The sequence below is a fragment of the Akkermansia biwaensis genome (genome assembly GCF_026072915.1).
Classification (GTDB): Bacteria; Verrucomicrobiota; Verrucomicrobiia; order Verrucomicrobiales; family Akkermansiaceae; genus Akkermansia; species Akkermansia biwaensis.
Genome location: NZ_AP025943.1, coordinates 206,660 through 228,616, shown reverse-complemented (window position 1 = coordinate 228,616; position 21,957 = coordinate 206,660). Strand labels below are relative to the sequence as shown.

The following is a 21,957-nucleotide window of genomic DNA, read 5'->3' as shown; positions in this document are numbered from 1 at the left end:
TTGGCTGTTTGTTAGATTGCGCCTCGTTCTCTCCCATGAAGGCGCTGTGTGCATGTATTTTTTCCTGCATGGCGGTGGAAGCCGGCTGTCCTGCTCCCACAGCGGCGCTGCTGGGCCATCCGCGCCTGGAGTTGTGCGGCATGGATGTGCGCCCTGCCTTGCGTTTTTCCCTGCGCCCACCCGTGATGATGCTGAGGCTGCTGTGCCGTTATGAAGACCAGCTTGGGGCTCCCGTTTATTACGAACAGAATACGGAAGACATCACCTGTACGGATTCCAGCGGAAACGTGCTGAAGATTTCCCATGTTTGTTCGGAGTCGGAAAAGAGCCAGCGGCCTTTTCATGGAGATCCCGTCAGGATTTGCATGCGTTCTCCGGCTCCGGATTCTTCTGCCGAGTGGGTGCGCCTGCGGGGAAGCCTGCTCTGCGCCTTTGGAGAAGAGACCGCGGAGCTGGACCCGGTGACGTTTTTCCTGGAGAAAGAGGAGGCGAGGGTACGGGTTCCGCTTCCGGATTCTTCTGGAAAAGAGGTGACTCTTTCCCTGAAGAAATATCCGGAGGCCTGGGGATTGAAGGTGGAAGGGGATATGGATTTCCATTTTAGTTCGTTCCTTGTCAGGGACGAGGAGGGGATGGTCCTTCCGGAGTATGCGTGGAGACAGGGAAGCAGCTTTTTTCCCGGTTCCGGGCAGGAAAGTGGAAAAAGCAGATTTTGGGAGACAGGGTACCTCGTACCGGAGAAGATCCGTTCCCTGAAGGTGACGGTGTCCTATTGGAACAAGGTTGCCTTGCGGCAGGTTCCCCTGGATTTAAGAATCGGAGCGGGAGGCATGATGGCTCCGTGACCCGTGTTGATGCTGAAATGAAATTACCGGGAATATTACTGGCCGTCTGCTGGAGTTCCGCGCTCCTGGCGGCTTCCGATGCCCTGCCGCAGATTGCCCCCGCCGGGGAAGATGAAGGCGAAAAGATTTACGTGGAGCTGGCTTCCCTGAGATTCCAGAAACGCAACAACAGGCACGGCGATGATTACCGGGTGTGCCAGATGCTGCTGCGCTGCGTATTTCCTGGGTCCGGGATGCTTGGGATGGAACGGGCGGATCAGGATTTAACGGTGACCGGTTCCGACGGAACGGAACTGGAGATTACGAGAACGGAGCTTTCCGGGTTTTCTGTCAAGGACAGGCCGCTGGTGGGCGTGGAGGTGATGCTGGAGGTCGTTCTGCCCGCCTCCGATACGCCCCGCTGGTTTGAGCTGAAGGGGAATTTTATTTTTCCCATCAGCGAGAAACTGGAGATTCTGGATTTCGGAATAGTTGAATTGAAAGAGTCCGGGAGTACTGTTTCCATGACTGATCCCGTTTCCGTAAGGGAGGGTATGGGCATTCTGGATGTCGTGGATGTTTCCAAGCTGGGCAAGGTGCTCATGAAGGTGACCAGGAATAAGGAAGATAAAGTTCCGCATCTGGACAAGGTTCCGGGCACGAACTGGAGGTTCATGGTGTATTCCAACAGCATTTTCCACCCGAGGGGTTTTTTGTTTCACGATTTGGATGGGAAAAGGATAACGCCCAGGCCTACGTTCCAGCACATGGACCATGGAGGTATAGGCAGGTCCTACCTGTTTGATTCTTCCGTCAAGTTTGTGAATGTGGAAGTCCTGTACCAGGGGACGGTTCGCTGGATGACGATTCCGGCGGATTTGCGGGTGGGTATAGGCGGCGTCATGCCGGATTTCCCTCCCGCTCCGGCGGACGTTGCGGAAGCGGGAAGGATTGCCCGCTGAGGTTTTTTGTCCTCAAGGGGCGGCAGCTTACCATTTAAGCAGGGAGTTGCCTCCTTGCGCGAAGCCGGAGAGCAGGGTGCCCGCTGCCGCCGTTTTCTGGGCCCTGGCATTGGAGCGGCCCATGTATTGTTCCATGTCCGCCCGGTTGTACAGGGCTTGCGCGTTTCTCATGGCTTGCGCCGCCTCATCCTGAATCTGGGTCTGGAGCCGCATAGCCAGGGCCTGTTCCCGTACCGGCACGGACCCTTCCCTGAGCAGGGAGGATTGTGCGGCGTCCAGCCGGGCTTCCCCCATTTGCCGTGCGGCGTCTTTCTGCATGCGCCTGACGTTTTCCAGACCCGTCTGTTTTTGGAGCTGCGCCTCGTTCCTCAGCGTGGCGGCATTCGCGTCCGCCGCTTTTTTAGTCGCTTCCGCGCTTTTTTTCTGTGCGGCGGCGGAAGCGGTTCCCGCCGCAACGGAGGTGGCTGCCATGGCTATCATTCCTAAAGATATCGGATCAAATCCCATGCCCGGATGCTGATGCGGAAAACGGTCCAGGCGCAACACGCCTGAACCGTTGACATGAATCAGGGTTTGGCACGGAAAGTTTATTTTTCAATCACGATGCTTTCAATGTTGAGCACGGGGCGTTCCGAGGTGGAATGGGGGTCAATGGTTCCGGTGATGATGACCGCGTCACGTTCCTTCAGTCCGTTGACGCCCTTGGCGGATTGCTTGATCGGGTTGCCCTGCTCGTCCACGAATTGGACGGTCATCGTGTTGTCCCTCCTGATTTCCACGGGGACGCTGTCGGCAGTCCATGTTCCGTGTTCCTGCATGTTGGCCAGAAGTTGGGCAGGGTCTCCAATGGTGAATGAGGCGATGTTTTCCGCAAAGACGGGTTCTTCACCCAGAACAGCCCCTTTCACGGTGACTTTTTCACCGGGGGCGGCTTTTCTGGCTTCCGAGACAACGAGCGCCCGCGGAAGGCCGACCATGTTTTCCGCAAATCTTACGGCCATTTCCTGGGTGACGTTCTGGTCGGAGGTCAGGGCCTTCACGGTTTCCTTGGGGTTGCAGGCCACCAGGGCGGCGGCCAGGGACAGGGCAATCAAGTGTGTGGTGTGCATGGGAACTCCTTTGTTCTGAATTATTGGATTCCTTTCCGGCTTCCGCCGTTCATCATTCCCCGCACGGGAAGAGGTGTTTTTTACAGGAACAGTCCCGCCGTAAACAGGGCCAGGTCCCTGGCCGTGTCCCACAGCCGTTCCGCATTATGAAGGCAGTCGGCCAGGAATCTGTTGATGCTTACCGCATTGAACAGGCGCAGGAGGCCCAGGAATAGAAGCAGGTTGGCAAAGTAAACGAGGATCAGGGAGAAGAAGGTTCCGTTGCCGGCCAGGTCCGGCTGGTCCTTGGGAATGATCCATGCCGTCCAGAACAGATGGAAGCACCACCAGAACCCCAGGCCGGAGTAGAGTAGGGCCTCGCAGGTGATGGTGGGCCAGAAGATATGAACGATTCCCCAGACCAAGCCCCACAACATGCCCCAAAGGGGCAGGAAATAGGGGGAAAGGGAGATAAACAGATTGTTTTTGTCCGTTTGAATGTAGCCGCCGTCCAGGGAGGCGTTGAATTTGCTGACGGAACCCCGGCTGCAATAGACCGCCAGCACGTGCGTCAGTTCATGGCCCAGCACGTACAGGTAGAGCAGGGAAGTGGTGAACAGCCTGCTGCAACCCAGCACGATCCAGACGGCCGCGCCCATCAGGGCGTACCAGACCGGAATGGAGAAAAGAATGTTGAGGCTGCCCGACGCGTGGGCGAGCTGGTCGCACAGGGACATGGCCGTGATGAGGGCCAGCGGCAGGAGCAGGAAGGTGGCCACCGCGTGCCTGACGAACCGGGTTTTCCGGGGCAGGTCCATGAAAGAGAAGTCTTCGTATTCATCCTCCCAGCAGTCGGACGTAACCTGGGCGCGGTGTGTCTTGTCCCAGGCGTCCCGGTTGCATTGCCTCATCATGCTGCGGAGGCTTGCCGCGGAGAGCGGCCGGCTGGCGGTTTCTGCATACCGGCGCCAGTCGCGGCGTTCCGGTGTGTATTTTGGTGCCTTGGGCATGCGGTGGAAAGGTGCGGGTTCAGGATAGCCGGATTTCCGGCGGAAGGCGAACCAAATTTGGTTCTTCGGAAAAGAGGGGCAAAAAATGTTTTATGAACGCTCCTCCCTGTTGTATGATTCGCCACATGCAAGAGGCGCTTCTGGTCCTGGAAACTTCCTGTGCGCGGCCTTCCGCCGCGGCATGGGCCGGAGGAGCCCTGTTGTACCGTGTGGAATGGGAGGCGGAACGCAATCATTCCTCAGCCATTTTTCAGGCCGTGCGCCAGGTTCTGGATTCCCTGGAAGGCCGCCGTCTGGCGGAAATCGTGGTGGGTTCCGGTCCCGGTTCCTACGGTGGAATCCGCGTGGCGCTGGCCGTGGCGGACGGCCTGTCCCTGGTGCATGGTTCGCGCGTGGCGGCGTTCAGTTCATGGAACGGCCTCGGCATCCATGCTCCGCTGGCCTGCGTGATGTCGGACGCCCGCCGCGGAGGCTGGGCATGGGCTCGCGTGACTGCCGGAGTGCTGGAGGGCGCCCCGGAAGTGCTGCCCGGTGAGCAGGCCGCAGCCCGGGTGAGGGAATGCCTGGAGACCGGAGTTCCCGTGTATTCCACGGAGGCCGCCGGAACCCTGGCCGCCAGGGGCATGGAGGGCGTCGTGCCCGTTTTGCCGCACGCGGAAGCGCTGGGTTCCGCTTGGATGGCTCTGGACACGGTGCGTCGGGAGGAACTTCTGGCGGCTCCGGCGGAACCGCTGTATGTCCGGGCTCCCCACATCACTTCCTCCAAACGCCCCGCCTGGGCCGTGAAGGCGTAATTAGGGTTTGACTTTCTGGAAGATTGTTAGACTTTTAATCGGTAATCTTCATCACTAGTAGTATTTTTTAAACCATGAGCAATGACACTTTTTCTGAACGACGCACATACCCCAAAGGATTAAAAGGCATCATCGCCAACGAATCCGCTTTGAGTGATGTGCGCGGTGAGGAAGGGCGCCTTTTGTATCTGGGATACGATATTGATGATCTTGTGGAAATGTGCTGTTTTGAGGAAGTCGTTTATTTGCTCCTCAACAAGCGTCTTCCCAACCGGGATGAATTGGAAGGCATCAAGAACCGCCTCCGTTCGGACCGCGATCTTCCCCAGCCCGTTCTCGACTTTTTCAAGACCGCTACCAAGTCCGCCCGTCCCATGTCCGCCCTCCGGACGGCGGTTTCCATGCTGGGCATGTACGACGACCGTACCAAGGACCCCGGCCAGTTGAAGGAGATAGGCCTCAGCCTGATTGCCAAGGTGCCCGTGATGGTGGCGTATTACTACCGCCTGTGCCAGGGGCTGGACCTGCCGCCCGTGCGGGAGGACCTGAGCGAATCCGAACATTTCCTGTGGTTGCTGAAGGGTGAGGAGCCCAATCCGGATGAAGCCCATATTCTGGACGTGGCCTATATTCTACACGCGGACCACGGCATGAACGCCTCCACCTTTGCCGCGCGCGTGTGCATCGCCACCCTTTCCGACATGTATTCCGCGATTACCGCGGCCATCGGCACCCTGAAAGGCCCGCTGCACGGGGGCGCCAATGAGGGCGTGATTGAGATGCTCAAGGAGATAGGTACGGAAGACGGAGTGGATTCCTATATTGAGGACAAGCTTTCCCGCAAGGAGAAGATCATGGGCATGGGGCACCGCGTTTACCGCGTTCTGGACCCCCGCGCGCCGCATCTGCGCCGCATGGCCATCCGCCTTTCCTCCAAAATAGGGGAACCCAAGTGGATCCGCATGTCGGAACGCATCGCCAAGCTTGTCCGTGAACGCAAGGGACTCAATGCGAACGTGGATTTTTATTCCGCCACGGTTTATTACAGCATCGGCATTCCCACCAGGCTGTTTACGGCCATTTTCTCCATCGCCCGCTGTTCCGGGTGGGTGGCCCAGGTTCTGGAACAGATGGAGGACAATACGCTTTACAGGCCCCTGACCCTGTACACGGGGCCCAAGGACCGCATTCCCGTTCCCACGATCGACATGCGGTAGGGCATTTTTCCATGGAGAGGACGCCGGAGATTGAATTCCGGCGTCTTTTTCGTATGATGACTGCCACTCTCTCATGAAGAAGTATCCCTGTTTTCTGTTGGCGGTTTTCCTCCTGTTGTTCCTTGTGATGGGCATATCCCCGGCCTCCCGGTCCGTCTGGGTGGCGGAGGTGATTCCCGTGGTTCTGGCGGCAGCGGTTCTGACAATATGGTCCCGGACCTTCCGTTTCAGCAACTGGTCCTACACGCTGATGTTTTTCTGGCTGGCGTGCCACACGGTAGGCGCCCATTACACGTTTGCGGAAGTTCCTTTCGAATGGTTCCGGGAACTGGTGGGCGCGCACAGGAACCCTTTTGACCGCATAGCTCACTTCACGGTGGGCTTTTATGCCTTCCCCGTGGCGGAATACCTGGTGCGCAAGCAGTACGCGGGCAAGATTCTGGCAGGGATTTTCGGCCTTTTCTTCGTGATGGCCGTGGCGGCGGCCTATGAAATTATCGAATGGCAGTATGCGGTCATTGTCGGAGGGAATGACGCCAACGATTTCCTCGGTTCCCAGGGCGATGTCTGGGATGCCCAGAAGGACATGTTCTGCGATACCTGCGGCGCCATTGCGTCTCTTGCGCTTTTTTATCTGGTGCGTCCCTGGAAAGGGCGGGGGAGGGAGAAAGACGGCGGCGCGCCCGGCCTGATGGACATGTGCGGCGGCAGGGATGCCTGATCGGCAGGACCGGAGGATGTCAAAGGCCGTTTTGTCCGCCCGTTTGCCGCAGCCCTTCATACAGGACGACGGCTACGGCCGTAGAGAGATTCAGGCTTCGGGAGCCTTCCCCCGGCATGGGTATGGTCAGGGCGGCGTCCGCATGCTCTTTCAGCATGCTTTCCGGCAATCCCCTGGATTCCTGGCCGAAGACCAGATAGTCCCCCCGGCGGAATTCCGCCTCCCAGTGCGTCCGCTTCGCCTTGGTGCTCAGGTACCAGAAGCGCGCTTCCGGACCGGCGTTCTGCTGTAATTCCTCCAGGTTTTCCCAGACGCGCAAGTCCACTTTTTCCCAGTAGTCCAGCCCCGTGCGCCTCACATGTTTTTCATCCAGGCTGAACCCCAGCGGCTTGACCAGGTGCAGCCTGGAGCCCGTAGCCAGCGCCAGACGCCCGGCGGCCCCGGTATTGTGGGGGATTTCCGGATGAAACATGACGATGTTGAAGCGCGGCGGCATGCGGCTGATCTCATCATAAACGGCCTTTCCTTTCAAGAGAGACTTGTTCCAGAGAAACAAATAATGTACCTTTCCCTCCGATGAGAGACATCGTGTATTTTGACTTGGAAACCCGCCACTCCGCTGCGGAGGTGGGAGGCTGGCACAACACGGCCGAGATGCGCATGTCCGTGGGCGTGACTTATTCCACCGCTTCCGGCAAATACGCGATTTATTCCGAGGAAATGGTGGACGATCTCATCACGCAGCTCCGCCAGGCGGACCTGGTGGTGGGCTACAACCACGAACACTTCGACTACGGCGTACTCCAGCGTTATACGATGTGGAACATGGCGGACATCACGAACAATCTGGACCTGTGCCGGGATATTGAGCAGCGCGGCGGGGTCCGCGTCAAGCTGGATTCCGTGGCCGCGGCCTCCATCGGCTCCTCCAAGACGGCGGTGGGCACCCAGGCTCTCAAGTGGTGGGCGGATTACGTAAAGACCGGGAATGTGGAACTGCTGATGGACATAGCGCGCTACTGCTGTTTTGACGTGAAGGTTACCCGCGACGTCCACTGGTACGGAGCGGAACACGGCTTCATTCGCTATGACGACAAGAAAGGGGGCACCGTGGAACTGCCCGTGGACTGGAAGCTGTAGCCCCTTTCCATCCGCATGGCATGAACGGGATGTGGAAATGGCTGGACCGTTACATGTGGCTGATCCCTCTGGGGCTTCCCGGCGTGGGTATTCTTGAGGGGGTAGGTTTCCATATCTTTGAACCGGCTGCGTTCAATGGCATGGTGATTGTTCTCTTCTCCGTGCTGCTGCTTTTCCACTGCCTTTTTGGGCTGCTGGCGTGCATTCTTCTGCTCCGGAAAGGTTTGTGGCTAATGGTTCTGGTATGCCTTCTGGTGTATGGAATGACTTCCCTTATTTATTTTTCCGTGCTGTGGGGACCGCTGAACGTTGTGCTGCGATAATGCTGAGAACGGTGATGCATCCCGCCTGAAAAGCAGGCTGAAGAAAAGGGGCGGCAATCCTTACCGCCTGTTGATGCGGGCCACCTCCCGCTGGGCTTCCCGCATTTCCACGCGGGCCTTGAGGTCGTAGCGCTGGTCGCGGTGGGTCTTGCCCTTGCCCAGCCCCAGGGCCAGCTTGACCTTGCCGTTTTTCCAGTACAGCTTGAGGGCTACGAGGGAACAGCCCTTCTGGGAGACCTGTTGTTCCAGCTTGAAGATTTCCCGCTTGTGGAGCAGCAGCCGTCGGGGGCGGCGCGCCTTGTGCTGGAAAAATTCCCCGGCCGTCTCCCACGGCTGGATGTCACAACCGTACAGGAGCATCTGGCCGTTTTCCACTCTGGCGAATGCATCGGAAATGTTCACCTTTCCGGCACGGATGGATTTGACTTCCGTGCCTTTGAGTTCCAGCCCGCATTCGCAGGTATCCAGGATTTCGTAGTCCCGGCGGGCTTTTTTGTTGGAGGATATGTCTGCGCTCATGTTCGGCGGGGATGAAAAAGCCCCGGGCCAGAAGAACCGGGGGCTTGATGAAGGGGATGGGTTCCGGATGGGAACGGGAGGGGGCAGCGGGAGTTACTGGGCGGCCTCCTGCAGGGTATCGGAGGGAACGTGATAGACAAGCTTGCCTTCAATGATCTCCGTCAGGGCGATGTTCGCGTTTCCCATATGGGGCGTGGTGGGAATCAGCGGAGCACGGCCGCTGTTGAGCTGGGCGACGCGGCGGGAAACCACGTTGATCAGCAGCTGGGGCTCGGGAATGATTTTGGAGGCTTGTTCGACAAGTTCGGCTTTCATGTAAAATAGATGTAGGATATCCTGATGCGGGAAAACATATAAATGTTTTTTTCGGGAAAAATCAACCCCATATTACGGCATGACGGCCTGCCGTTCACTCGGCGACAGCTCCTTCCATGTGCCCGGCTCCAGGCCGTCCAGCGGCAAATTCCCTATCCTGACACGCAGGAGTCTGAGCGTAGGAAAACCCATGGCGGCGGTCATGCGCCGCACCTGGCGGTTTTTGCCCTCCACCAGCGTGAGCTCCAGCCATGCAGTCGGAATATTGGCCCGGTAGCGGACGGGCGGTTCCCGCGGCGGGACGTCCGGTTCTCCGGGAATGATGCGTGCGCGGCACGGCAGGGTGCGGTAGTCCCGGATGAGGATGCCGCCGCGTTCCAGCGGGAGCAGGTCCCGCGGGGAAGGTCTGCCCTCCACCTGGCTCCAGTACGTTCTGGGATGCCTGTTCCGCGGATTCAGCAGGCGGTCCACCAGCTTTTTTTCATCGGAGAGCAGCAGGAGCCCTTCCGAATCCGAGTCCAGGCGGCCTACGGGATAGACGCCCGGCGGAAATCCGAATTCAGCCAGAGTCCTGTGGTGGGGCGCCTCCCGTGTGAATTGGGAAAGCACTCCGTAGGGTTTGTTGAAAGCCAGAATCATGCGGTGCGTGCGCAGTTTATCATGTTCCGGAAGCTTTGGCACGAGAAATGGAAGCGGCTTGACTTGCCTTCCCTCCGGCCTGAAAGTGTGCCCATGCAAGGAAGAATCCTGGGCTGCATATTGGCCTGTTGCCTCGTCGGATGGGTGCAGGCCGCTCCCGATGCGGCGGAAGTGAAAGGGAAGATAGCGCGGAAGATCTGGCAGAACGAGTGTTCCGGAACCGTCAGGGGGCTGGTGTCCTGGAACCGCGGAGAGGCTTTTCCATCCCTGGGCATAGGGCATTTTATTTGGTTCCCGGCCGGAGTCCGGGAGAAGTTTGAAGAGAGTTTCCCTCCATTTGTCGAGTTTTGCAGGAAAAGGGGGGCCCGCCTGCCTGAATGGTGTTACGGCTCCGCGCCGTGGAAAACCCGTGAGGAATTTATCAGGGCGGATGTCCGGGGAGGTCTTCCGGACCGCATGCGCCAGTGGCTGTCCAGTCCGGCGGCCCTCCAAATGCAGACGGATTTTATCATCAACCGTTCTCTGGCGGCCCTGGACCGCATCAGGAAACAGTCCCGCCGCCCCAGTGAAATGGCGGCCAGGTACAATGCCGTGGCGTCGGCGCCCAATGGCATGTATGCCTTGATCGACTACGTCAATTTCAAGGGGGAGGGCACGAATCCCGCGGAACAGTACCGCGGGCAAGGCTGGGGGCTCAGGCAGGTTCTGGAGGAAATGCGCCCGGCTTCCCCCGGCCAGCCGGCCGCGGTTGAATTTGCGGAAGCGGCCAAGAGGGTGCTTCAACGGCGGGTGGACAACAGCCCTCCCGGGCGGGGCGAGGCTCGCTGGCTGGCCGGATGGAAGAACCGCTGCGACACCTACAAGAAGGGTCTGTGACGGAATATCCCCGTTCCGATAACGTTCCGGGCGTGTAATTATCCTTGACCTGTCGCGGTTTAGGGTGTAATTCCCTCACTCATTCTAAGACTTCGCTGAATTTATGCCAAACACCAAAGAAGAAACTACGCTGATTTTATTGAAACCCGACTGCGTACGGAAAAATCTTTCCGGCACCATCCTGAAACGCTTGCTGTCTGAAGGGTTTCGCTTGCGCGGCATAAAGATGATTCAGCTTGATGAACCCATTCTCCGGGAACATTACGCCCATATCCTGGACCTTGTCGTCAATGGGGAGCCCCTGTTCCCCAAGCTGCTTGATTTCATGACTAGCTCTCCCGTCATCGCCATTGCGCTGAAAGGGCCGGGCGTCATCGTCCGCGTGCGGGAACTGCTGGGGCCCACCAATTCCCAGAAGGCCGACAAGGGCACTATCCGCGGCGATTACGGAACGGACAGCATGATGAACGTGTGTCATGCTTCCGACAGCTGCGAGTCAGCGGAAATAGAATTGAAGAGGTTTTTCAAGGAAGAGGAACTGTTCGACAGCCTCAATTAAAAAATTTCATCATCCGGTTATTCGGGGCCGCATCCGCTTTTGCCGGTGCGGCCCTGTTTTATAAAGGGAGTGCCTTGGCAGAAATGCCAGCCGTTTTCCTGGCGCCATGCGGCGACCGCCGGGAACAGGGCAGGGCGGCTATTTTTCCCAGGGGGTGGTCAGGTACAGGAACGCCTTTTTCAGGCGGTAGGCTTCGCGGAGAAAGCCGTCCATGATGTTGTTGTAACTTTGCCTGGAGAAGGAATAGCCGTAAACGCGCTTGATGGCGGCATCTTCTCCGTGCTGCCTTTGGCGTTTCAGTTCGGAATCCATGTCCCGGCGTTCCACGTTGGGCGCGCTCAGATTGTCCCCGTGCCAGCGGAAGTCCGCCAGCAATTTGTTGTAATGGGCAAATTTCTTGCCGGCCCGTCCCAGCCGCGCGTAATATTCCCCGTCCATGTCGTAATGGAAGCGCTCGTCCAGCAGGATTCCTTCGTCAATGGTTGTGGAACGGCGCAGGAACAGGGCTGTGGACGCCAGATAGGTGCCGTACCAGATATGCATGTTCAGGCTGTACGGCAGGGCTTTCATGGAACGCTGAATGCCGCCGTCCGGGCCGATGAAGTTCCAGGCGCCGTACACGACGTCCGCATCCGGGCGGGAATTGGCAAAAGACTTGATGGCGGCCAGGGCTCCCGGAAGAAGCCTGTCGTCCGTGTTCAGCCACATGACCCACTTGCCGCGGGCCTTGAGGAAGCCTTTGTTGATGCCTTCCGACATGCCGGAGTCCTTTTCCACATGCAGTTTCAAGTGGGGATATTCCCGCAGAATATCCAGTGTGCCGTCCGTGGAGCCCGCATCCTGGATGATGTGTTCAAAGGTAGCCCCTTTCTGGCTGAGGACGCTTTCAATGCATTCCCGGACGTAGGAGGCGTAGTTGAAACTGGGGGTGACGATGGAGAAATCCGGTTCCGTGTCCATGGGGGAAAATGGTGGTTCAGATGCTCAGGAACGTTCTCTGGCTATGTAAATGGGGCGTCTTTTCACTTCCGTATAAGTCTTGGCCAGGTATTGGCCCAGAATGCCCAGGCACAGCAGGATGATGCCGCCCATCAGGCAGAAGACGCAGACCATGGAGGTCCAGCCGTAGGCGGAATGGTGCCAGATGAGTTCCCGTACCATCAGGACGATGATGGAAAGGAAGGAGATGAAAGAGAGCATCACCCCGATGATGGACGCCAGCGCCAAAGGAACCGTGGAAAACGCGACAATTCCTTCAATGGAATACAGGAAGAGCTTGAAGAAGGACCATTTGGTTTTTCCCGCTACACGCTCCACATTTTCATATTCAAACCATTTGGTGCGGAATCCCACCCATTCGTACAGCCCTTTGGAAAAACGGTTGTATTCCTTGAGGGAGAGCAGGGCTTCCAGAACGGGGCGCGTCATCAGCTTGTAGTCCCGGGCTCCGTCCACGATATGCGTGTCTGAAATCCTGTTGATGGTTTTATAAAAGGCGCGGGCAAAGAAGGAGCGCAGCGCGGGTTCCCCTTCCCGGGTGGTCCGGCGCGTGCCGGCGCAGTCGTACCCTTCCGTCTCAATGGCCGCGAGCATGTCCGGGAGCAGGGAGGGCGGGTCCTGCAGGTCTACGTCCATCACGGCGGCATAATCGCCCGTAGCGGCTTCCAGTCCGGCGTAGATGGCCGCCTCCTTTCCGAAGTTGCGGGAAAAGGAGATGAATCTTATTTCCGGTGACTCCGCCGCCAGCTCCTTGATCGTTTGCAGGGTATGGTCCGTGGACCCGTCGTCCACGAAGATGAGTTCCCTCTCATAGCCGTTCAAGTGTTCGCTGAACACCCGGTCCACTTCTTTCTTGAATTCCGGAATGGCCTGTTCTTCATTCAGGCAGGGAATAATCAGGGAAATGCGCTTCATACCAATGCCCACAGCATACGCCTGGCCCCCTGCGGATTCCAGAAAATAAGTGTTCTGGACGCACAACAGCCTTTCCCCCGCCGGAAGGGAAAGGCTGCCGGAAACCGTTCGACCGGGAAAAAGACCGGATTTTAGAATTTGGGCAGGTTGCCGATGTCGTCCTGGTTTTCAGGTGCGCGCGGATCTCTCAGGTCGCTGTCCCCGTCCTTGCCGAAGCTCCAGAAGTCGTAATCCGGGTTTTGTCCCGTTCCCATCTTCAGGTTTTTGGCGCTGGCGGACTTGGTGGGGAGGGCCTGCTCACTGCCCAGGCGGTATCGGTAGGGGGAGCCCCACGGGTCCGTCAGGATGTACAGGGGCACCTGCTGCCCGGCCTTGGTCACGGTGATCTGCCGGACAAGCGGGTTGCTCTTGGGCTGGGTGCCGGGGTTCATCTCATCGTTGTAGATGGTGGCGTCCCTGGCGGGAGCGCCTTCATTCTTGTAGTCGCCGAACAGGGCCATGTAAACGACGTTGGAGCTGAATTCCTCGCCGTCCGCCACGGCTGCCCCGTGGTTGCGGAAGGGGGCTTCCGTTCCGTAGGGATAGCGGTCGTGGTCGTTATGGTAGCTGGACAGCCCCATTTCAATCTTGCGGACGATGGATTCCGCGGCCTGCTCGTTCTTCCTGGTTTCAAGCCATGTGTAGATGGAGATGGTCAATGTGGCAAGCACCACGATGATGACCATGACCACCAGGATTTCCATGAGGGTGAAGCCCCTTGCCGCCCGCAGGCGGCTGTATGAAGTGCGAATCTTCATCTGCGTTTTCCGTAAGGGGGTTAACCCATCTTTTCAATGACCTGGAGAAGGGGCAGGAACATGGCGAACACGATGCCGCCGACGACCACGGCCAGGAACACGATCATGATGGGTTCCAGCATGGAGGTCATGGCGCCCACGGCGTTGTCCACTTCGTCGTCGTACACGTCCGCAACCTTGAGGAGCATGTCCGGGAGCTGGCCGGTTTCTTCACCCACGTCCACCATGGAAATCACCATGGGCGGGAAGAGTTTGGAGGAAGACATGGGCGTGACCACGGATTCCCCTTCCTTCACGGAATCGTGAATGAGGCCGATGGCGTCGCCGACGATCATGTTGCCCGCCGTGTCCTTCGTGATGGTGAGCGCCTGAAGGATGGGCACGCCGGAAGTAACCAGGGTGCCGAAGGTCCGGGCGAACCGCGCGATGGCGCTCTTGCTCTGCACGTTGCCGATAACCGGCATGGTCAGCAGGGCGGAGTCTATCTTGCGGCGGCCGTTGGGCGTTTTGCTCATGGCCACGAAAATGGAGTACAGGATGGCGACAATGGCCGCCAGAATGACGGCATTCGGCACGAAGAAGGGAGCGGCCATGAACCAGTCGCTGATGCCGAATACAAATTCGGAAATGGCGGGCAGTTCCTGGTTCTGTTCCGCGAACATGGTCTTGAACTTCGGCACGATGACCAGCATCAGGAAGATCACGATGCCTACCGCAATGAACAGTACGATGGAGGGGTACACCATGGCGGAAATGACCTTGCTTTTCAGCTTCTGGGCCTTTTCCTGGTATTCCGCCAGACGGTTGAGCACGACTTCCAGCACACCGCCGAGTTCCCCGGCTTTCACCATGTTGACGAACAGGCGGTCGAAAATGCGGGGATGCTGCGCCAGAGCCTCGGAGAACGTGGAGCCGCCCTGCACGGAATCGCCCAGGGCTTCAATGGTCACGCGCAGGGTGGGGTTCGCTTCCTGCTTGGCCAGCACGTTCAAGCTCTGGAGCAGGGGGAGCCCCGCATCAATGAGGGTGGCGAGCTGGCGGGTGAAAATCATCAGGGCCTTGGCCTTGATTCTGCCGCCCAGCTTACCCTTCTTGCCCTTGGCTCCCTTGGCCTTCTTTTTGGAGGCGCCCGTTTCCTGGAGCTTGCCTTTTCCGGCTTCTACAATCTGGGTAGGGTACAGGCCGTGCGCCCGGATGGACTCCATGGCCTCCGCTTCCGAATTGGCCTCCAGGGTCCCCGTTTTCTGGTCGCCTTTATGGTCAAGTGCTGTATATTGATATTTAGGCATATATATTGTTTTTTAAGTGTTCGCTGCTTGATAGGTGAAATGGTGGTGTGGCTCTCCGCTGCTCCATTAAGTGTATTTCAGCACTTCTTCAATGGTGGTGTTTCCGTCGTAGATGTTCCTCAAGCCGTCTTCGCGCAGGGTGGACATGCCCATTTCAATGGCTTTCTGCTTCAGCACCACGGAAGGAGCGCGGTCCGTGATCATGTCCCGCAGGGTGTCGTTGATATCCAGGAGTTCGTAAATGCCCTTCCGGCCCTTGTAGCCGGAGTTGGAGCATTTGTCACAGCCTCGGCCCGTGTAGAAGTGCTTGTCTCCCAGTTCGTAGGGAGAAACCCCAAGCTGGGAGAGGATGCTGGAGGAGGGTTCGTACGGCGTGCGGCAGTCCGGGCAGATGGTGCGCACGAGGCGCTGGGCCAGCACCCCTTCCAGGGAGGCGGCCACCAGGAAGGGCTCGCAGCCCATGTCCACCAGACGCGTGATGGCCCCGGCGGAGTCGTTCGTATGCAGGGTGGAAAGCACCAGGTGGCCCGTCAGGGATGCCTGGATGGCGATCTGGGCCGTGGCCATGTCTCGCATTTCCCCCACCAGGATGCGGTCCGGGTCCTGTCGCAGGAAGGCGCGGAGCACCATCGGGAAATCCAGGCCGATGGCTTCATTGATCGGAATCTGGATGATGCCGTCAATGTCATATTCCACCGGGTCTTCCGCCGTCAGCACCTTGGAGTCGATCGTGTTGATTTCCCTCAGCGCCGCGTACAGCGTGGTGGTTTTCCCGGCGCCGGTGGGGCCGGTGACGATGAAGATGCCGTTGGGCTTGTGGACCGTGTCCAGAATGTATTCGTGGATGTGGGGAGGCAGGCCCAAGTTGTCCAGGTTCAGGTTCACGGAGGAGCGGTCCAGAACGCGGAGCACCACGGATTCCCCGTACTGGGTAGGCAGGGTGGAAACACGCATGTCCACGGACCGGTCGCCTATCTGCTTGACAATTCGGCCGTCCTGCGGCACGCGGCGTTCCGCGATGTTCATGTTGGACATGACCTTCACGCGGGAGATGACCGGGACGGACAGGTGGACGGGCGGCGGCTGCATTTCATAGAGGGCGCCGTCCACGCGGTAGCGGATTTTGAATTCCTTTTCAAAGGGTTCAAAGTGGATGTCGGAGGCTTTTTCCTTGATGGCCTGGGTGATGACCAGGTCCACGAAGCGGATCACGGGGGCAGCGGCGGAATCTTCCGTCTCATTGCTGACTTCCATGTTGTTGAGCTCCTGCATCAGGTCCTTCATGGCGGCGGATTCCCCGCCGTACAATTCGTTGATGCGGTCGGTAATCTGGTAGTCCGGCGCCACAAGGACGTGGATATCCTGACCGAGGGCGAAGCGCAGGTCTTCCACCGTCTGGGGGTTCAGGGGGTCCACCAGGCAGACGTACAGGCCCTCAGGCCCGTAGCGTACGGGCAGGGCGCCGTGCAGGCGCACGAGCGTGGCGGGCATCATGTTCTGCACGTTGGGGTCCGGCTGGAAATTGTCCAGCGTGATGAATTCCGTGCCCAGGTCGCTGGCGATCATCTGCCAGATGTCGTCCTTGTTGCCAATGATGCCGAAGTCCGCGAGCACTTCCGGCAGTTCCTTGCCGGAGGTCGCCATTTCCTCCTTGATGTCCTTGGCAAGGGACTTGTCGATCATTCCCCGGCCGATGAAAAGTTCCAGTGTGAGATTGGTGTCCATAATGTTCTGAGTGGATTGCGGGGAAAAATCAGTTGGCGTCTCCCATGGTGACGTTCAGCACTTCTTCCGGAGAGGTGAGGCCGGCCAGCACCTTGCGCACGCCATCTTCTCTCAGGGTTCTCATGCCCAGTTCCCGCGCGCGCTTGCGCAACTGGGGGGAGGTGAGGTTTTCATTGATCATGCGCCGCACTTCGTCGTCGATTTCAAAAATCTCGAATAGGCCCATGCGTCCCTTGAAGCCTCCGCCGCGGCAGAAATCGCAGCCGTGAGGCGCCTTGATCTGGCCCGGCGTGACGCGGGACATGTCGATGTTCAGCGTGTGGGCCTGCTTTTCCGTCAGGTTGCCGTCCACCTTGCAGCGGTCGCACAGTTTGCGGACGAGGCGCTGGGCCATGATGGCGCGGACGGAGGAGGCGATCAGGAAACGCTTGATGCCGATGTCCGCCAGACGGGCTACGGCGCTGGGGGCGTCATTGGTGTGCAGGGTGGAGAACACCAGGTGGCCCGTCAGGGAGGCGTTGATGGCGATACTGGCCGTTTCCATGTCTCGAATTTCCCCGATCATGATGATGTTGGGAGCCTGGCGCAGCATGGCGCGCAGAGCGGCAGCGAAGGTCATGCCGATGTCCGCCTTCACCATCACCTGGTTGATGCCGGAAAGTTCGTATTCCACGGGGTCTTCCACCGTGATGATCTTTTTGTCCGGACGGTTGATGTGGTTGAGGCACGCGTACAGCGTCGTCGTTTTACCGGAACCGGTGGGGCCGGTCACCAGGATGATGCCGTCGGGCAGGGTGATCAGGCGGTCGAACACGGCTTCGTCGTCGGAGAAGAAGCCCAGCTGCGGAAGGCCAAGCACCAGGGCGGACTTGTCCAGAATACGCATGACGATGCTTTCCCCGTGGTTGCTGGGAACGGAAGAGACACGGAGGTCGATCTGGCGGTCTCCGATGGTCATCTGGATTCGGCCGTCCTGTGGCATGCGTTTTTCCGCAATGCTCATCGTGGTGCTCATCACCTTCAGGCGGGCGATGATGGGGCTGAGAAGCTTCTTGGGGTGGGTGGCTACTTCCACCAGCTTGCCGTCCACGCGGTAGCGGATGCGGAGCCGGTTTTCCATGGGTTCAATGTGGATGTCGGAGGCGCGCAGCCTGAACGCGTCCACCAGCATCTGCTGTACCAGGCGGATGATGGGGGCGTCCCCGTCCTCTCCGTCGATGTCGCTGCCGGCGTCCGGAAGGGTCATGTCCCGGTAGAATTCCTTCAGGCGGCTTTCCACCGCACTGCGCGTGGCTACGCTGAAAATTACGTCGCGGCCCAGCAGCTGGGGCAGGCTGTCCATGGTTTCCAGGTTCAGCGGATCGTCAATGGCCACATTAACGGAAAAGCCGTCGTCGGAAATCGGAATGGCGCGGAAGCGCCGGGCCAGTTCCGGACTGATGATTTCCCTGACTTCCTGGGGTATGTGCATGGATCCCAGGTCCACTACGGGAAGCAGGGAATTGGAGGCGCTCACCTGCGCGATGACGTCTTCCGTGAGGTAATTGGATTGAATGAGAAAATCAATCAGGTCCTGGGTGGGAGATTTTTGGCTGCGTGCATATTGAAGAATCTCTTCATTCAAATACCCGGCCTGCGTAAGAAGTTCGATGAGATATGATTCGTTGGCGTACACGTCGATCTCTGGATTCTATTGTTGGAAATCTGCCGGAACGAATCGGCAGGATACTCCCCTATTTCTGACAGGTTCCGGGCGTAAAGTCAACTTAGCTTCCCTCAAAAGATCATTTTTTTTCAGGGATGACGGGGACGGGGTCCGGCCTTCTGCCCGCAGGGACGTTCCGGCTGCGTGCGGAAGGGTATGAAAGAAGGGCAACTTCCCGTTTCCGACACGTTTACCGGGGGAGACCGGAGAGCAGTTCCTCCAGTTCCCGCAGGCTGGAAACGCGCACCAGCCGGGAACGCATCTCCTTGGCTCCGGGAAACCCCTTCGTGTACGCCAGAATGCGGGACCTCATGTGGCGCATGGTGTGGAGTTCATCGCCGTAATGGCCGGAATCCAGGGCCATCCGCGTATGGCGCAGAATCAGGTCCGTTTTCTCCCGGGGCTGTCTGGCCGGCGGCAGGACGCCGTGCAGCAGGAAATACCTAGTATCCGCAAAGATCCACGGGTTCTCCATGGCCGCGCGGCCTATCATGACGCCGCTGACGGCGGTGTTCTCCTTCACATACGCTGCGGCCTGGGCCGTGGCAATGTCTCCGTTGCCGATGACCGGGACGGACATGGCACGCGCGCATTCGTCAATAATGTCCCAGTTGGCGGCGCCGGAATACTGCTGGGAGCGGGTGCGCCCGTGAATGGTGATCATGGAGATGCCCGCATCCTCCAGCAGGCGGCAGGCATCCATCGCGCACAGGTTCTGGAAATCCCAGCCGATGCGTATCTTCGCCGTGACCGGGATGCGGTCGCCCACCGCCTTCACGACTCCGGCCGCCACGGAAGCCAGCAGGGGCAGGTCTTTCAGCAGGGAGGACCCTCCATTCTTGCCGACCACTTTTGGAACCGGGCATCCGAAGTTGATGTCAATGAAATCCGGTTTTTCGTGGTCCAGAATGATTCTGGCGGCTTCCCCCATGTGGGCGCCGTCCGCACCGAAAAGCTGGATGCCTATGGGGCGGTGCGATTCTTCAATTTTAGTGTACCTCCTGTTCCTTTCCCACGCCTGGAGAATGCCTTCCGCGGAAACGAACTCCGTCACCATCACGTCCGCTCCCAGTTCCTTGCAGATGGTGCGGAAAATGGGGTCCGTCACCCCGGCCATGGGAGCCAGAAACAGCGGGAAATCCGTTTTGATGAACGGCAGGGGGAAGGGGGATGTGGGTCCGGGAAAAGTCATGGTTCCTTAGAATGACGCTAACATGGCTGCACAGCCTGTTCAAGCGTCTTGACTGTTCCGGCGGAAACACAAAAAAGTAACCGTTTTGTAACTTGCCGGATACATGCAGGGAATTATACAATAACAGAATGAAACTGATGAATATTTGTTGTGTTGCCCTGTTTCCTCTTGTTGCGTGGGGAGCCGGGGCGTCTTCCGGAAACGCCGTCCAGGCCGCGCCGGACGCCGTGAAACCCGCCACCTATGAAAAGGCTTGTCAGATAGTGGAGGAATGGATTGATCAAATAGCCGGGAAAGGCGCCTTGCCCTCCAACAAACTGTCCAACCTTCAACAGGCTTTGAAAGCATTGAGCCAGGGGGCGGATATTCACGGACGGGAGGGACGCAGGGCATTGATGGCCTCCGCGGCGCTGGGCAGGAAAGATATTTTTGACTTCCTGCTGGGCCGGGGAGCCGTTCCCGGAAAAGGGGAAAAATTGAATGCCCTGTTCCGGGAAGCTGTTTGCGGTAAAAATGCCGCGATTGCGGAATGGCTTTTCAAACAGGGAGCGGATGTCAACAGCGCCGGACAGATGGGAAGCACCCCTCTCATGCTGGCCGCCTGCCGGAATGACCGTGCCATGGTTGATTTGCTGCTCGGATGGAAGGCCGATCCCGACGCCGTCAACGAGCAGGGGGAAACCGCCGCTGATTATGCCCTCGGCAGCGGCTGCCGGGAACTGGGCCAATATCTCAAAAGCAACATGAAGGGGAAAGGGGCGGACAAATAACCTCATCACATGGAAAAAGGCCTTTGATTCGTCTTTTTCCTCCCTCTTCTGCCGGGGGCATAAAAAATCACCACCGGGCAAGCCTTGCCCAATGGTGAAAATTGGTGAAAATGATTGTCTGAAAAAATGATCAGTGATTGCCGCAACCGCAGCCGCCGTCCTTGTGGTCGTGATCGTGGTCGCAATTGCCGTCGCAGTCGCAGCTTTCCTTGTTGCAGTCGCCTCCGCAGGAGCAGGAGGACTGGGCGCTCATGGCACGCTGGCGGGCTTCCTCGATTTCTTCAGGAGTGGGGGCGCGGCCGAGGTCGATGGACATGCCCAGATAGTGATTGATGGTGTTCAGGATTTCGTCAATGGTCTGGCGAGCTTCCAGGAAGCCGCGTGCGGCGTCGTTCTTGACCACGTTTTCACGCAGGGTGTCGAACTTGGCGATTTCCTCTTCCGTCGGCGGCATGCCGGCCAGGTGCTTGTTGCGCAGTTCTTCGCCGTAGGCGTTCACTTCTTCAAAAAGCTTGGTGGCTTCCGGATTCTGGAAAAACAGGCCGATTTTGGCCTTGGAGGACACAACCTGGTCTTCCTTGGCAAGAAGGTTGCAAAGGGCTTCCGTGGCGGAACGCAGGTTGTCATTGAGAACGGGGGTATTCATATCTGGCAATTAAACCATGTCTCCCAGAAAGGCGCAATCCGGTTGCAAGGCATGGCGCGCATTTTCATGTCAACGCAAGTAATCCTTCCCGCCATGTTCATTCCTTTGCCGGGGCAGTCCCTTGTACAGGTAGGCGGCTTCCGGTACCCTGCCGACGGTTCTATCCAGCAGGGCCGGGATTTCCTTGTCTTCATATCCGGCCAGGTTGAGGTATTTTCTGACTTCCCGTGCCTTGGTCGGGAAGCAGGTCATCAATTCCCTGATGAATCCGCGTTCCTTGCTTTTGATGATGTACTGGGCGTTGTTGCTTCTCGCTCCGCGAGCGCTTGTAGTGTTGAACAGTCTGGTTTCCTGCTCGCCGGACATGTCGGAGGCGTAATCAATGAGCATGTCGGCGCAAATCTCCGTAGCTTTAAAAGCGTAGTCCACCTGGCTGTGGAATTGTTTAAGCACCAGCGCGGCGGCGCTTAAATAAAACCGCAGGGCTTCTTCCTTGTTCGGGAGCTTGCTATTTTTGTCCGTCAGGGCGATGAACGGGATGCTGTTGGACATGAATTCTTTTACGGTGTGATCCAGATCACTATACTCGGAAACCCATTCGACATTGTTGTAGTCGTTGAGGTCAAGGAACGGTGCCTTGGCAATCATGTAACACAGAAAGAGTCCGTCCGTCAGTTCCTGGGGCGTAACGTCCTTCTTCCTGTAGCGTTTGGCTTCTTTCCGCATTTTGTCGGCCCCCTGGTAAAACAGGATAAGCTGGCCGTTGTCCAGCAGTTTCTGAAGCCGGAGGAGTTCCGGATTCTGCTTGTCCGGATTCCTGATGACAGAGGGGAGGGGGAGCCGTTCCTGCCGTGGGGTTGCGGATCCGGAAAAGAACGGCAGGAAAAGGAAAAAGAAAAGAAGGTAACATTTGTTCATGAGGTTGCAAGGAG

Annotated in this window: 26 protein-coding genes; 10 read left to right on the top strand and 16 right to left on the bottom strand. The window is 58.1% G+C overall.

Translation table 11 applies throughout. The features are described from left to right. Nucleotides 1-68: 68 nt before the first annotated feature. Together OQH67_RS00905 and OQH67_RS00900 are read left to right on the top strand one after the other, a co-directional pair. The gene (locus OQH67_RS00905) at nt 69-845 is read left to right on the top strand and encodes a hypothetical protein (RefSeq protein WP_215458827.1); all 777 of its coding nucleotides are present in this window, start codon (nt 69-71) and stop codon (nt 843-845) included. A gap of 17 nt (nt 846-862) precedes the next feature. Further along, nucleotides 863-1,786: a hypothetical protein gene (locus tag OQH67_RS00900; protein ID WP_215434950.1), complete on the top strand. Its 924-nt coding sequence runs from the start codon at nt 863-865 to the stop codon at nt 1,784-1,786. Between the two features lie 27 nt (nt 1,787-1,813). On the opposite strand, the gene OQH67_RS00895 is transcribed toward OQH67_RS00900, so the two are convergent. The 3 genes from OQH67_RS00895 to OQH67_RS00885 form a co-directional block, all read right to left on the bottom strand. Further along, entirely contained in the window at nt 1,814-2,257 is a 444-nt protein-coding gene (locus OQH67_RS00895; RefSeq protein ID WP_215434951.1) for a hypothetical protein, read from the bottom strand. 116 nt (nt 2,258-2,373) lie between these two features. Then, nucleotides 2,374-2,895, bottom strand: coding sequence for a hypothetical protein (locus OQH67_RS00890; protein ID WP_215434952.1), 522 nt, complete (start codon nt 2,893-2,895; stop codon nt 2,374-2,376). Nucleotides 2,896-2,975: 80 nt separating this feature from the next. After that, nucleotides 2,976-3,884, bottom strand: coding sequence for a hypothetical protein (locus tag OQH67_RS00885; protein WP_215434953.1), 909 nt, complete (start codon nt 3,882-3,884; stop codon nt 2,976-2,978). Nucleotides 3,885-4,009: 125 nt separating this feature from the next. Between OQH67_RS00885 and tsaB the strand changes: the two genes are divergently transcribed. The 3 genes from tsaB to OQH67_RS00870 all read left to right on the top strand — a co-directional run bounded on the left by tsaB (nt 4,010) and on the right by OQH67_RS00870 (nt 6,616). Continuing rightward, nucleotides 4,010-4,678, top strand: a complete 669-nt coding sequence (tsaB, locus tag OQH67_RS00880) for a tRNA (adenosine(37)-N6)-threonylcarbamoyltransferase complex dimerization subunit type 1 TsaB (protein WP_215434954.1) — start codon at nt 4,010-4,012, stop codon at nt 4,676-4,678. A gap of 74 nt (nt 4,679-4,752) precedes the next feature. Further along, entirely contained in the window at nt 4,753-5,895 is a 1,143-nt protein-coding gene (locus OQH67_RS00875) for a citrate/2-methylcitrate synthase (protein WP_067571573.1), read from the top strand. A 73-nt stretch (nt 5,896-5,968) separates the two neighbouring features. After that, nucleotides 5,969-6,616, top strand: coding sequence for a DUF2238 domain-containing protein (locus OQH67_RS00870; RefSeq protein WP_215434955.1), 648 nt, complete (start codon nt 5,969-5,971; stop codon nt 6,614-6,616). Between the two features lie 19 nt (nt 6,617-6,635). Here OQH67_RS00870 and OQH67_RS00865 read toward each other — a convergent pair whose 3' ends face one another. Further along, nucleotides 6,636-7,112: a tRNA (cytidine(34)-2'-O)-methyltransferase gene (locus OQH67_RS00865; protein WP_215435020.1), complete on the bottom strand. Its 477-nt coding sequence runs from the start codon at nt 7,110-7,112 to the stop codon at nt 6,636-6,638. Between the two features lie 80 nt (nt 7,113-7,192). Between OQH67_RS00865 and OQH67_RS00860 the strand changes: the two genes are divergently transcribed. Together OQH67_RS00860 and OQH67_RS00855 are read left to right on the top strand one after the other, a co-directional pair. Continuing rightward, a complete protein-coding gene (locus OQH67_RS00860; protein ID WP_215434956.1) occupies nt 7,193-7,756 on the top strand; it encodes a ribonuclease H-like domain-containing protein in 564 nt (187 codons plus the stop codon). Nucleotides 7,757-7,776: 20 nt separating this feature from the next. Further along, nucleotides 7,777-8,079 carry a hypothetical protein gene (locus OQH67_RS00855; protein ID WP_215434957.1) on the top strand — a complete coding sequence of 101 codons (303 nt, stop codon included), beginning with the start codon at nt 7,777-7,779 and terminating at the stop codon, nt 8,077-8,079. 60 nt (nt 8,080-8,139) lie between these two features. Here OQH67_RS00855 and smpB read toward each other — a convergent pair whose 3' ends face one another. From smpB to OQH67_RS00840, 3 genes are all read right to left on the bottom strand, one after another. Beyond that, nucleotides 8,140-8,598, bottom strand: coding sequence for an SsrA-binding protein SmpB (gene smpB / locus OQH67_RS00850; RefSeq protein WP_067571582.1), 459 nt, complete (start codon nt 8,596-8,598; stop codon nt 8,140-8,142). A gap of 93 nt (nt 8,599-8,691) precedes the next feature. After that, entirely contained in the window at nt 8,692-8,913 is a 222-nt protein-coding gene (locus OQH67_RS00845; protein ID WP_067571584.1) for a DNA-directed RNA polymerase subunit omega, read from the bottom strand. Nucleotides 8,914-8,985: 72 nt separating this feature from the next. Next, nucleotides 8,986-9,552: a pseudouridine synthase gene (locus OQH67_RS00840; RefSeq protein WP_215434958.1), complete on the bottom strand. Its 567-nt coding sequence runs from the start codon at nt 9,550-9,552 to the stop codon at nt 8,986-8,988. Between the two features lie 93 nt (nt 9,553-9,645). Here OQH67_RS00840 and OQH67_RS00835 point away from each other — a divergent pair, with 93 nt between their 5' ends. Further along, entirely contained in the window at nt 9,646-10,428 is a 783-nt protein-coding gene (locus tag OQH67_RS00835) for a hypothetical protein (protein ID WP_215434959.1), read from the top strand. A gap of 103 nt (nt 10,429-10,531) precedes the next feature. After that, nucleotides 10,532-10,987 carry a nucleoside-diphosphate kinase gene (locus tag OQH67_RS00830; protein WP_067571588.1) on the top strand — a complete coding sequence of 152 codons (456 nt, stop codon included), beginning with the start codon at nt 10,532-10,534 and terminating at the stop codon, nt 10,985-10,987. Between the two features lie 138 nt (nt 10,988-11,125). Here the strand turns inward: OQH67_RS00830 and OQH67_RS00825 are convergent, their stop codons facing one another. The 7 genes from OQH67_RS00825 to dusB all read right to left on the bottom strand — a co-directional run bounded on the left by OQH67_RS00825 (nt 11,126) and on the right by dusB (nt 19,609). Then, complete coding sequence (locus tag OQH67_RS00825; protein ID WP_215434960.1) at nt 11,126-11,947, bottom strand: glycosyltransferase family 2 protein; 822 nt, start codon at nt 11,945-11,947, stop codon at nt 11,126-11,128. Between the two features lie 24 nt (nt 11,948-11,971). After that, entirely contained in the window at nt 11,972-12,901 is a 930-nt protein-coding gene (locus OQH67_RS00820) for a glycosyltransferase family 2 protein (protein WP_215434961.1), read from the bottom strand. Nucleotides 12,902-13,032: 131 nt separating this feature from the next. After that, a complete protein-coding gene (locus OQH67_RS00815; RefSeq protein ID WP_215434962.1) occupies nt 13,033-13,698 on the bottom strand; it encodes a prepilin-type N-terminal cleavage/methylation domain-containing protein in 666 nt (221 codons plus the stop codon). 20 nt (nt 13,699-13,718) lie between these two features. Continuing rightward, complete coding sequence (locus OQH67_RS00810) at nt 13,719-14,987, bottom strand: type II secretion system F family protein (RefSeq protein ID WP_215434963.1); 1,269 nt, start codon at nt 14,985-14,987, stop codon at nt 13,719-13,721. Between the two features lie 66 nt (nt 14,988-15,053). After that, nucleotides 15,054-16,712 (bottom strand): GspE/PulE family protein, encoded by a 1,659-nt coding sequence (locus OQH67_RS00805; protein WP_067571597.1) that lies wholly within the window; start codon nt 16,710-16,712, stop codon nt 15,054-15,056. Nucleotides 16,713-16,740: 28 nt separating this feature from the next. Further along, complete coding sequence (locus tag OQH67_RS00800) at nt 16,741-18,387, bottom strand: GspE/PulE family protein (protein ID WP_215434964.1); 1,647 nt, start codon at nt 18,385-18,387, stop codon at nt 16,741-16,743. Nucleotides 18,388-18,607: 220 nt separating this feature from the next. Next, nucleotides 18,608-19,609, bottom strand: coding sequence for a tRNA dihydrouridine synthase DusB (gene dusB, locus OQH67_RS00795; protein WP_067571601.1), 1,002 nt, complete (start codon nt 19,607-19,609; stop codon nt 18,608-18,610). A gap of 128 nt (nt 19,610-19,737) precedes the next feature. Between dusB and OQH67_RS00790 the strand changes: the two genes are divergently transcribed. Further along, on the top strand, nt 19,738-20,379 hold the full coding sequence (locus tag OQH67_RS00790; RefSeq protein ID WP_265145558.1) for an ankyrin repeat domain-containing protein: 642 nt from the start codon (nt 19,738-19,740) through the stop codon (nt 20,377-20,379). A gap of 130 nt (nt 20,380-20,509) precedes the next feature. On the opposite strand, the gene OQH67_RS00785 is transcribed toward OQH67_RS00790, so the two are convergent. Both OQH67_RS00785 and OQH67_RS00780 read right to left on the bottom strand, forming a co-directional pair. Continuing rightward, nucleotides 20,510-21,025, bottom strand: a complete 516-nt coding sequence (locus tag OQH67_RS00785) for a YlbF/YmcA family competence regulator (RefSeq protein ID WP_067571605.1) — start codon at nt 21,023-21,025, stop codon at nt 20,510-20,512. A gap of 69 nt (nt 21,026-21,094) precedes the next feature. Next, on the bottom strand, nt 21,095-21,943 hold the full coding sequence (locus tag OQH67_RS00780; protein WP_215434966.1) for a hypothetical protein: 849 nt from the start codon (nt 21,941-21,943) through the stop codon (nt 21,095-21,097). Between the last annotated feature and the right edge of the window lie 14 nt (nt 21,944-21,957).

What these genes read in the sequence shown, in the direction of transcription:
- OQH67_RS00905 (WP_215458827.1), top strand. Translation starts at nt 69, where the DNA reads ATGGCGGTGGAAGCCGGCTGTCCTGCTCCCACAGCGGCGCTGCTGGGC.
- OQH67_RS00900 (WP_215434950.1), top strand. Translation starts at nt 863, where the DNA reads ATGAAATTACCGGGAATATTACTGGCCGTCTGCTGGAGTTCCGCGCTC.
- OQH67_RS00895 (WP_215434951.1), bottom strand. Translation starts at nt 2,257, where the DNA reads ATGGCAGCCACCTCCGTTGCGGCGGGAACCGCTTCCGCCGCCGCACAG.
- OQH67_RS00890 (WP_215434952.1), bottom strand. Translation starts at nt 2,895, where the DNA reads ATGCACACCACACACTTGATTGCCCTGTCCCTGGCCGCCGCCCTGGTG.
- OQH67_RS00885 (WP_215434953.1), bottom strand. Translation starts at nt 3,884, where the DNA reads ATGCCCAAGGCACCAAAATACACACCGGAACGCCGCGACTGGCGCCGG.
- tsaB (WP_215434954.1), top strand. Translation starts at nt 4,010, where the DNA reads ATGCAAGAGGCGCTTCTGGTCCTGGAAACTTCCTGTGCGCGGCCTTCC.
- OQH67_RS00875 (WP_067571573.1), top strand. Translation starts at nt 4,753, where the DNA reads ATGAGCAATGACACTTTTTCTGAACGACGCACATACCCCAAAGGATTA.
- OQH67_RS00870 (WP_215434955.1), top strand. Translation starts at nt 5,969, where the DNA reads ATGAAGAAGTATCCCTGTTTTCTGTTGGCGGTTTTCCTCCTGTTGTTC.
- OQH67_RS00865 (WP_215435020.1), bottom strand. Translation starts at nt 7,112, where the DNA reads ATGCCGCCGCGCTTCAACATCGTCATGTTTCATCCGGAAATCCCCCAC.
- OQH67_RS00860 (WP_215434956.1), top strand. Translation starts at nt 7,193, where the DNA reads ATGAGAGACATCGTGTATTTTGACTTGGAAACCCGCCACTCCGCTGCG.
- OQH67_RS00855 (WP_215434957.1), top strand. Translation starts at nt 7,777, where the DNA reads ATGAACGGGATGTGGAAATGGCTGGACCGTTACATGTGGCTGATCCCT.
- smpB (WP_067571582.1), bottom strand. Translation starts at nt 8,598, where the DNA reads ATGAGCGCAGACATATCCTCCAACAAAAAAGCCCGCCGGGACTACGAA.
- OQH67_RS00845 (WP_067571584.1), bottom strand. Translation starts at nt 8,913, where the DNA reads ATGAAAGCCGAACTTGTCGAACAAGCCTCCAAAATCATTCCCGAGCCC.
- OQH67_RS00840 (WP_215434958.1), bottom strand. Translation starts at nt 9,552, where the DNA reads ATGATTCTGGCTTTCAACAAACCCTACGGAGTGCTTTCCCAATTCACA.
- OQH67_RS00835 (WP_215434959.1), top strand. Translation starts at nt 9,646, where the DNA reads ATGCAAGGAAGAATCCTGGGCTGCATATTGGCCTGTTGCCTCGTCGGA.
- OQH67_RS00830 (WP_067571588.1), top strand. Translation starts at nt 10,532, where the DNA reads ATGCCAAACACCAAAGAAGAAACTACGCTGATTTTATTGAAACCCGAC.
- OQH67_RS00825 (WP_215434960.1), bottom strand. Translation starts at nt 11,947, where the DNA reads ATGGACACGGAACCGGATTTCTCCATCGTCACCCCCAGTTTCAACTAC.
- OQH67_RS00820 (WP_215434961.1), bottom strand. Translation starts at nt 12,901, where the DNA reads ATGAAGCGCATTTCCCTGATTATTCCCTGCCTGAATGAAGAACAGGCC.
- OQH67_RS00815 (WP_215434962.1), bottom strand. Translation starts at nt 13,698, where the DNA reads ATGAAGATTCGCACTTCATACAGCCGCCTGCGGGCGGCAAGGGGCTTC.
- OQH67_RS00810 (WP_215434963.1), bottom strand. Translation starts at nt 14,987, where the DNA reads ATGCCTAAATATCAATATACAGCACTTGACCATAAAGGCGACCAGAAA.
- OQH67_RS00805 (WP_067571597.1), bottom strand. Translation starts at nt 16,712, where the DNA reads ATGGACACCAATCTCACACTGGAACTTTTCATCGGCCGGGGAATGATC.
- dusB (WP_067571601.1), bottom strand. Translation starts at nt 19,609, where the DNA reads ATGACTTTTCCCGGACCCACATCCCCCTTCCCCCTGCCGTTCATCAAA.
- OQH67_RS00790 (WP_265145558.1), top strand. Translation starts at nt 19,738, where the DNA reads ATGAAACTGATGAATATTTGTTGTGTTGCCCTGTTTCCTCTTGTTGCG.
- OQH67_RS00785 (WP_067571605.1), bottom strand. Translation starts at nt 21,025, where the DNA reads ATGAATACCCCCGTTCTCAATGACAACCTGCGTTCCGCCACGGAAGCC.
- OQH67_RS00780 (WP_215434966.1), bottom strand. Translation starts at nt 21,943, where the DNA reads ATGAACAAATGTTACCTTCTTTTCTTTTTCCTTTTCCTGCCGTTCTTT.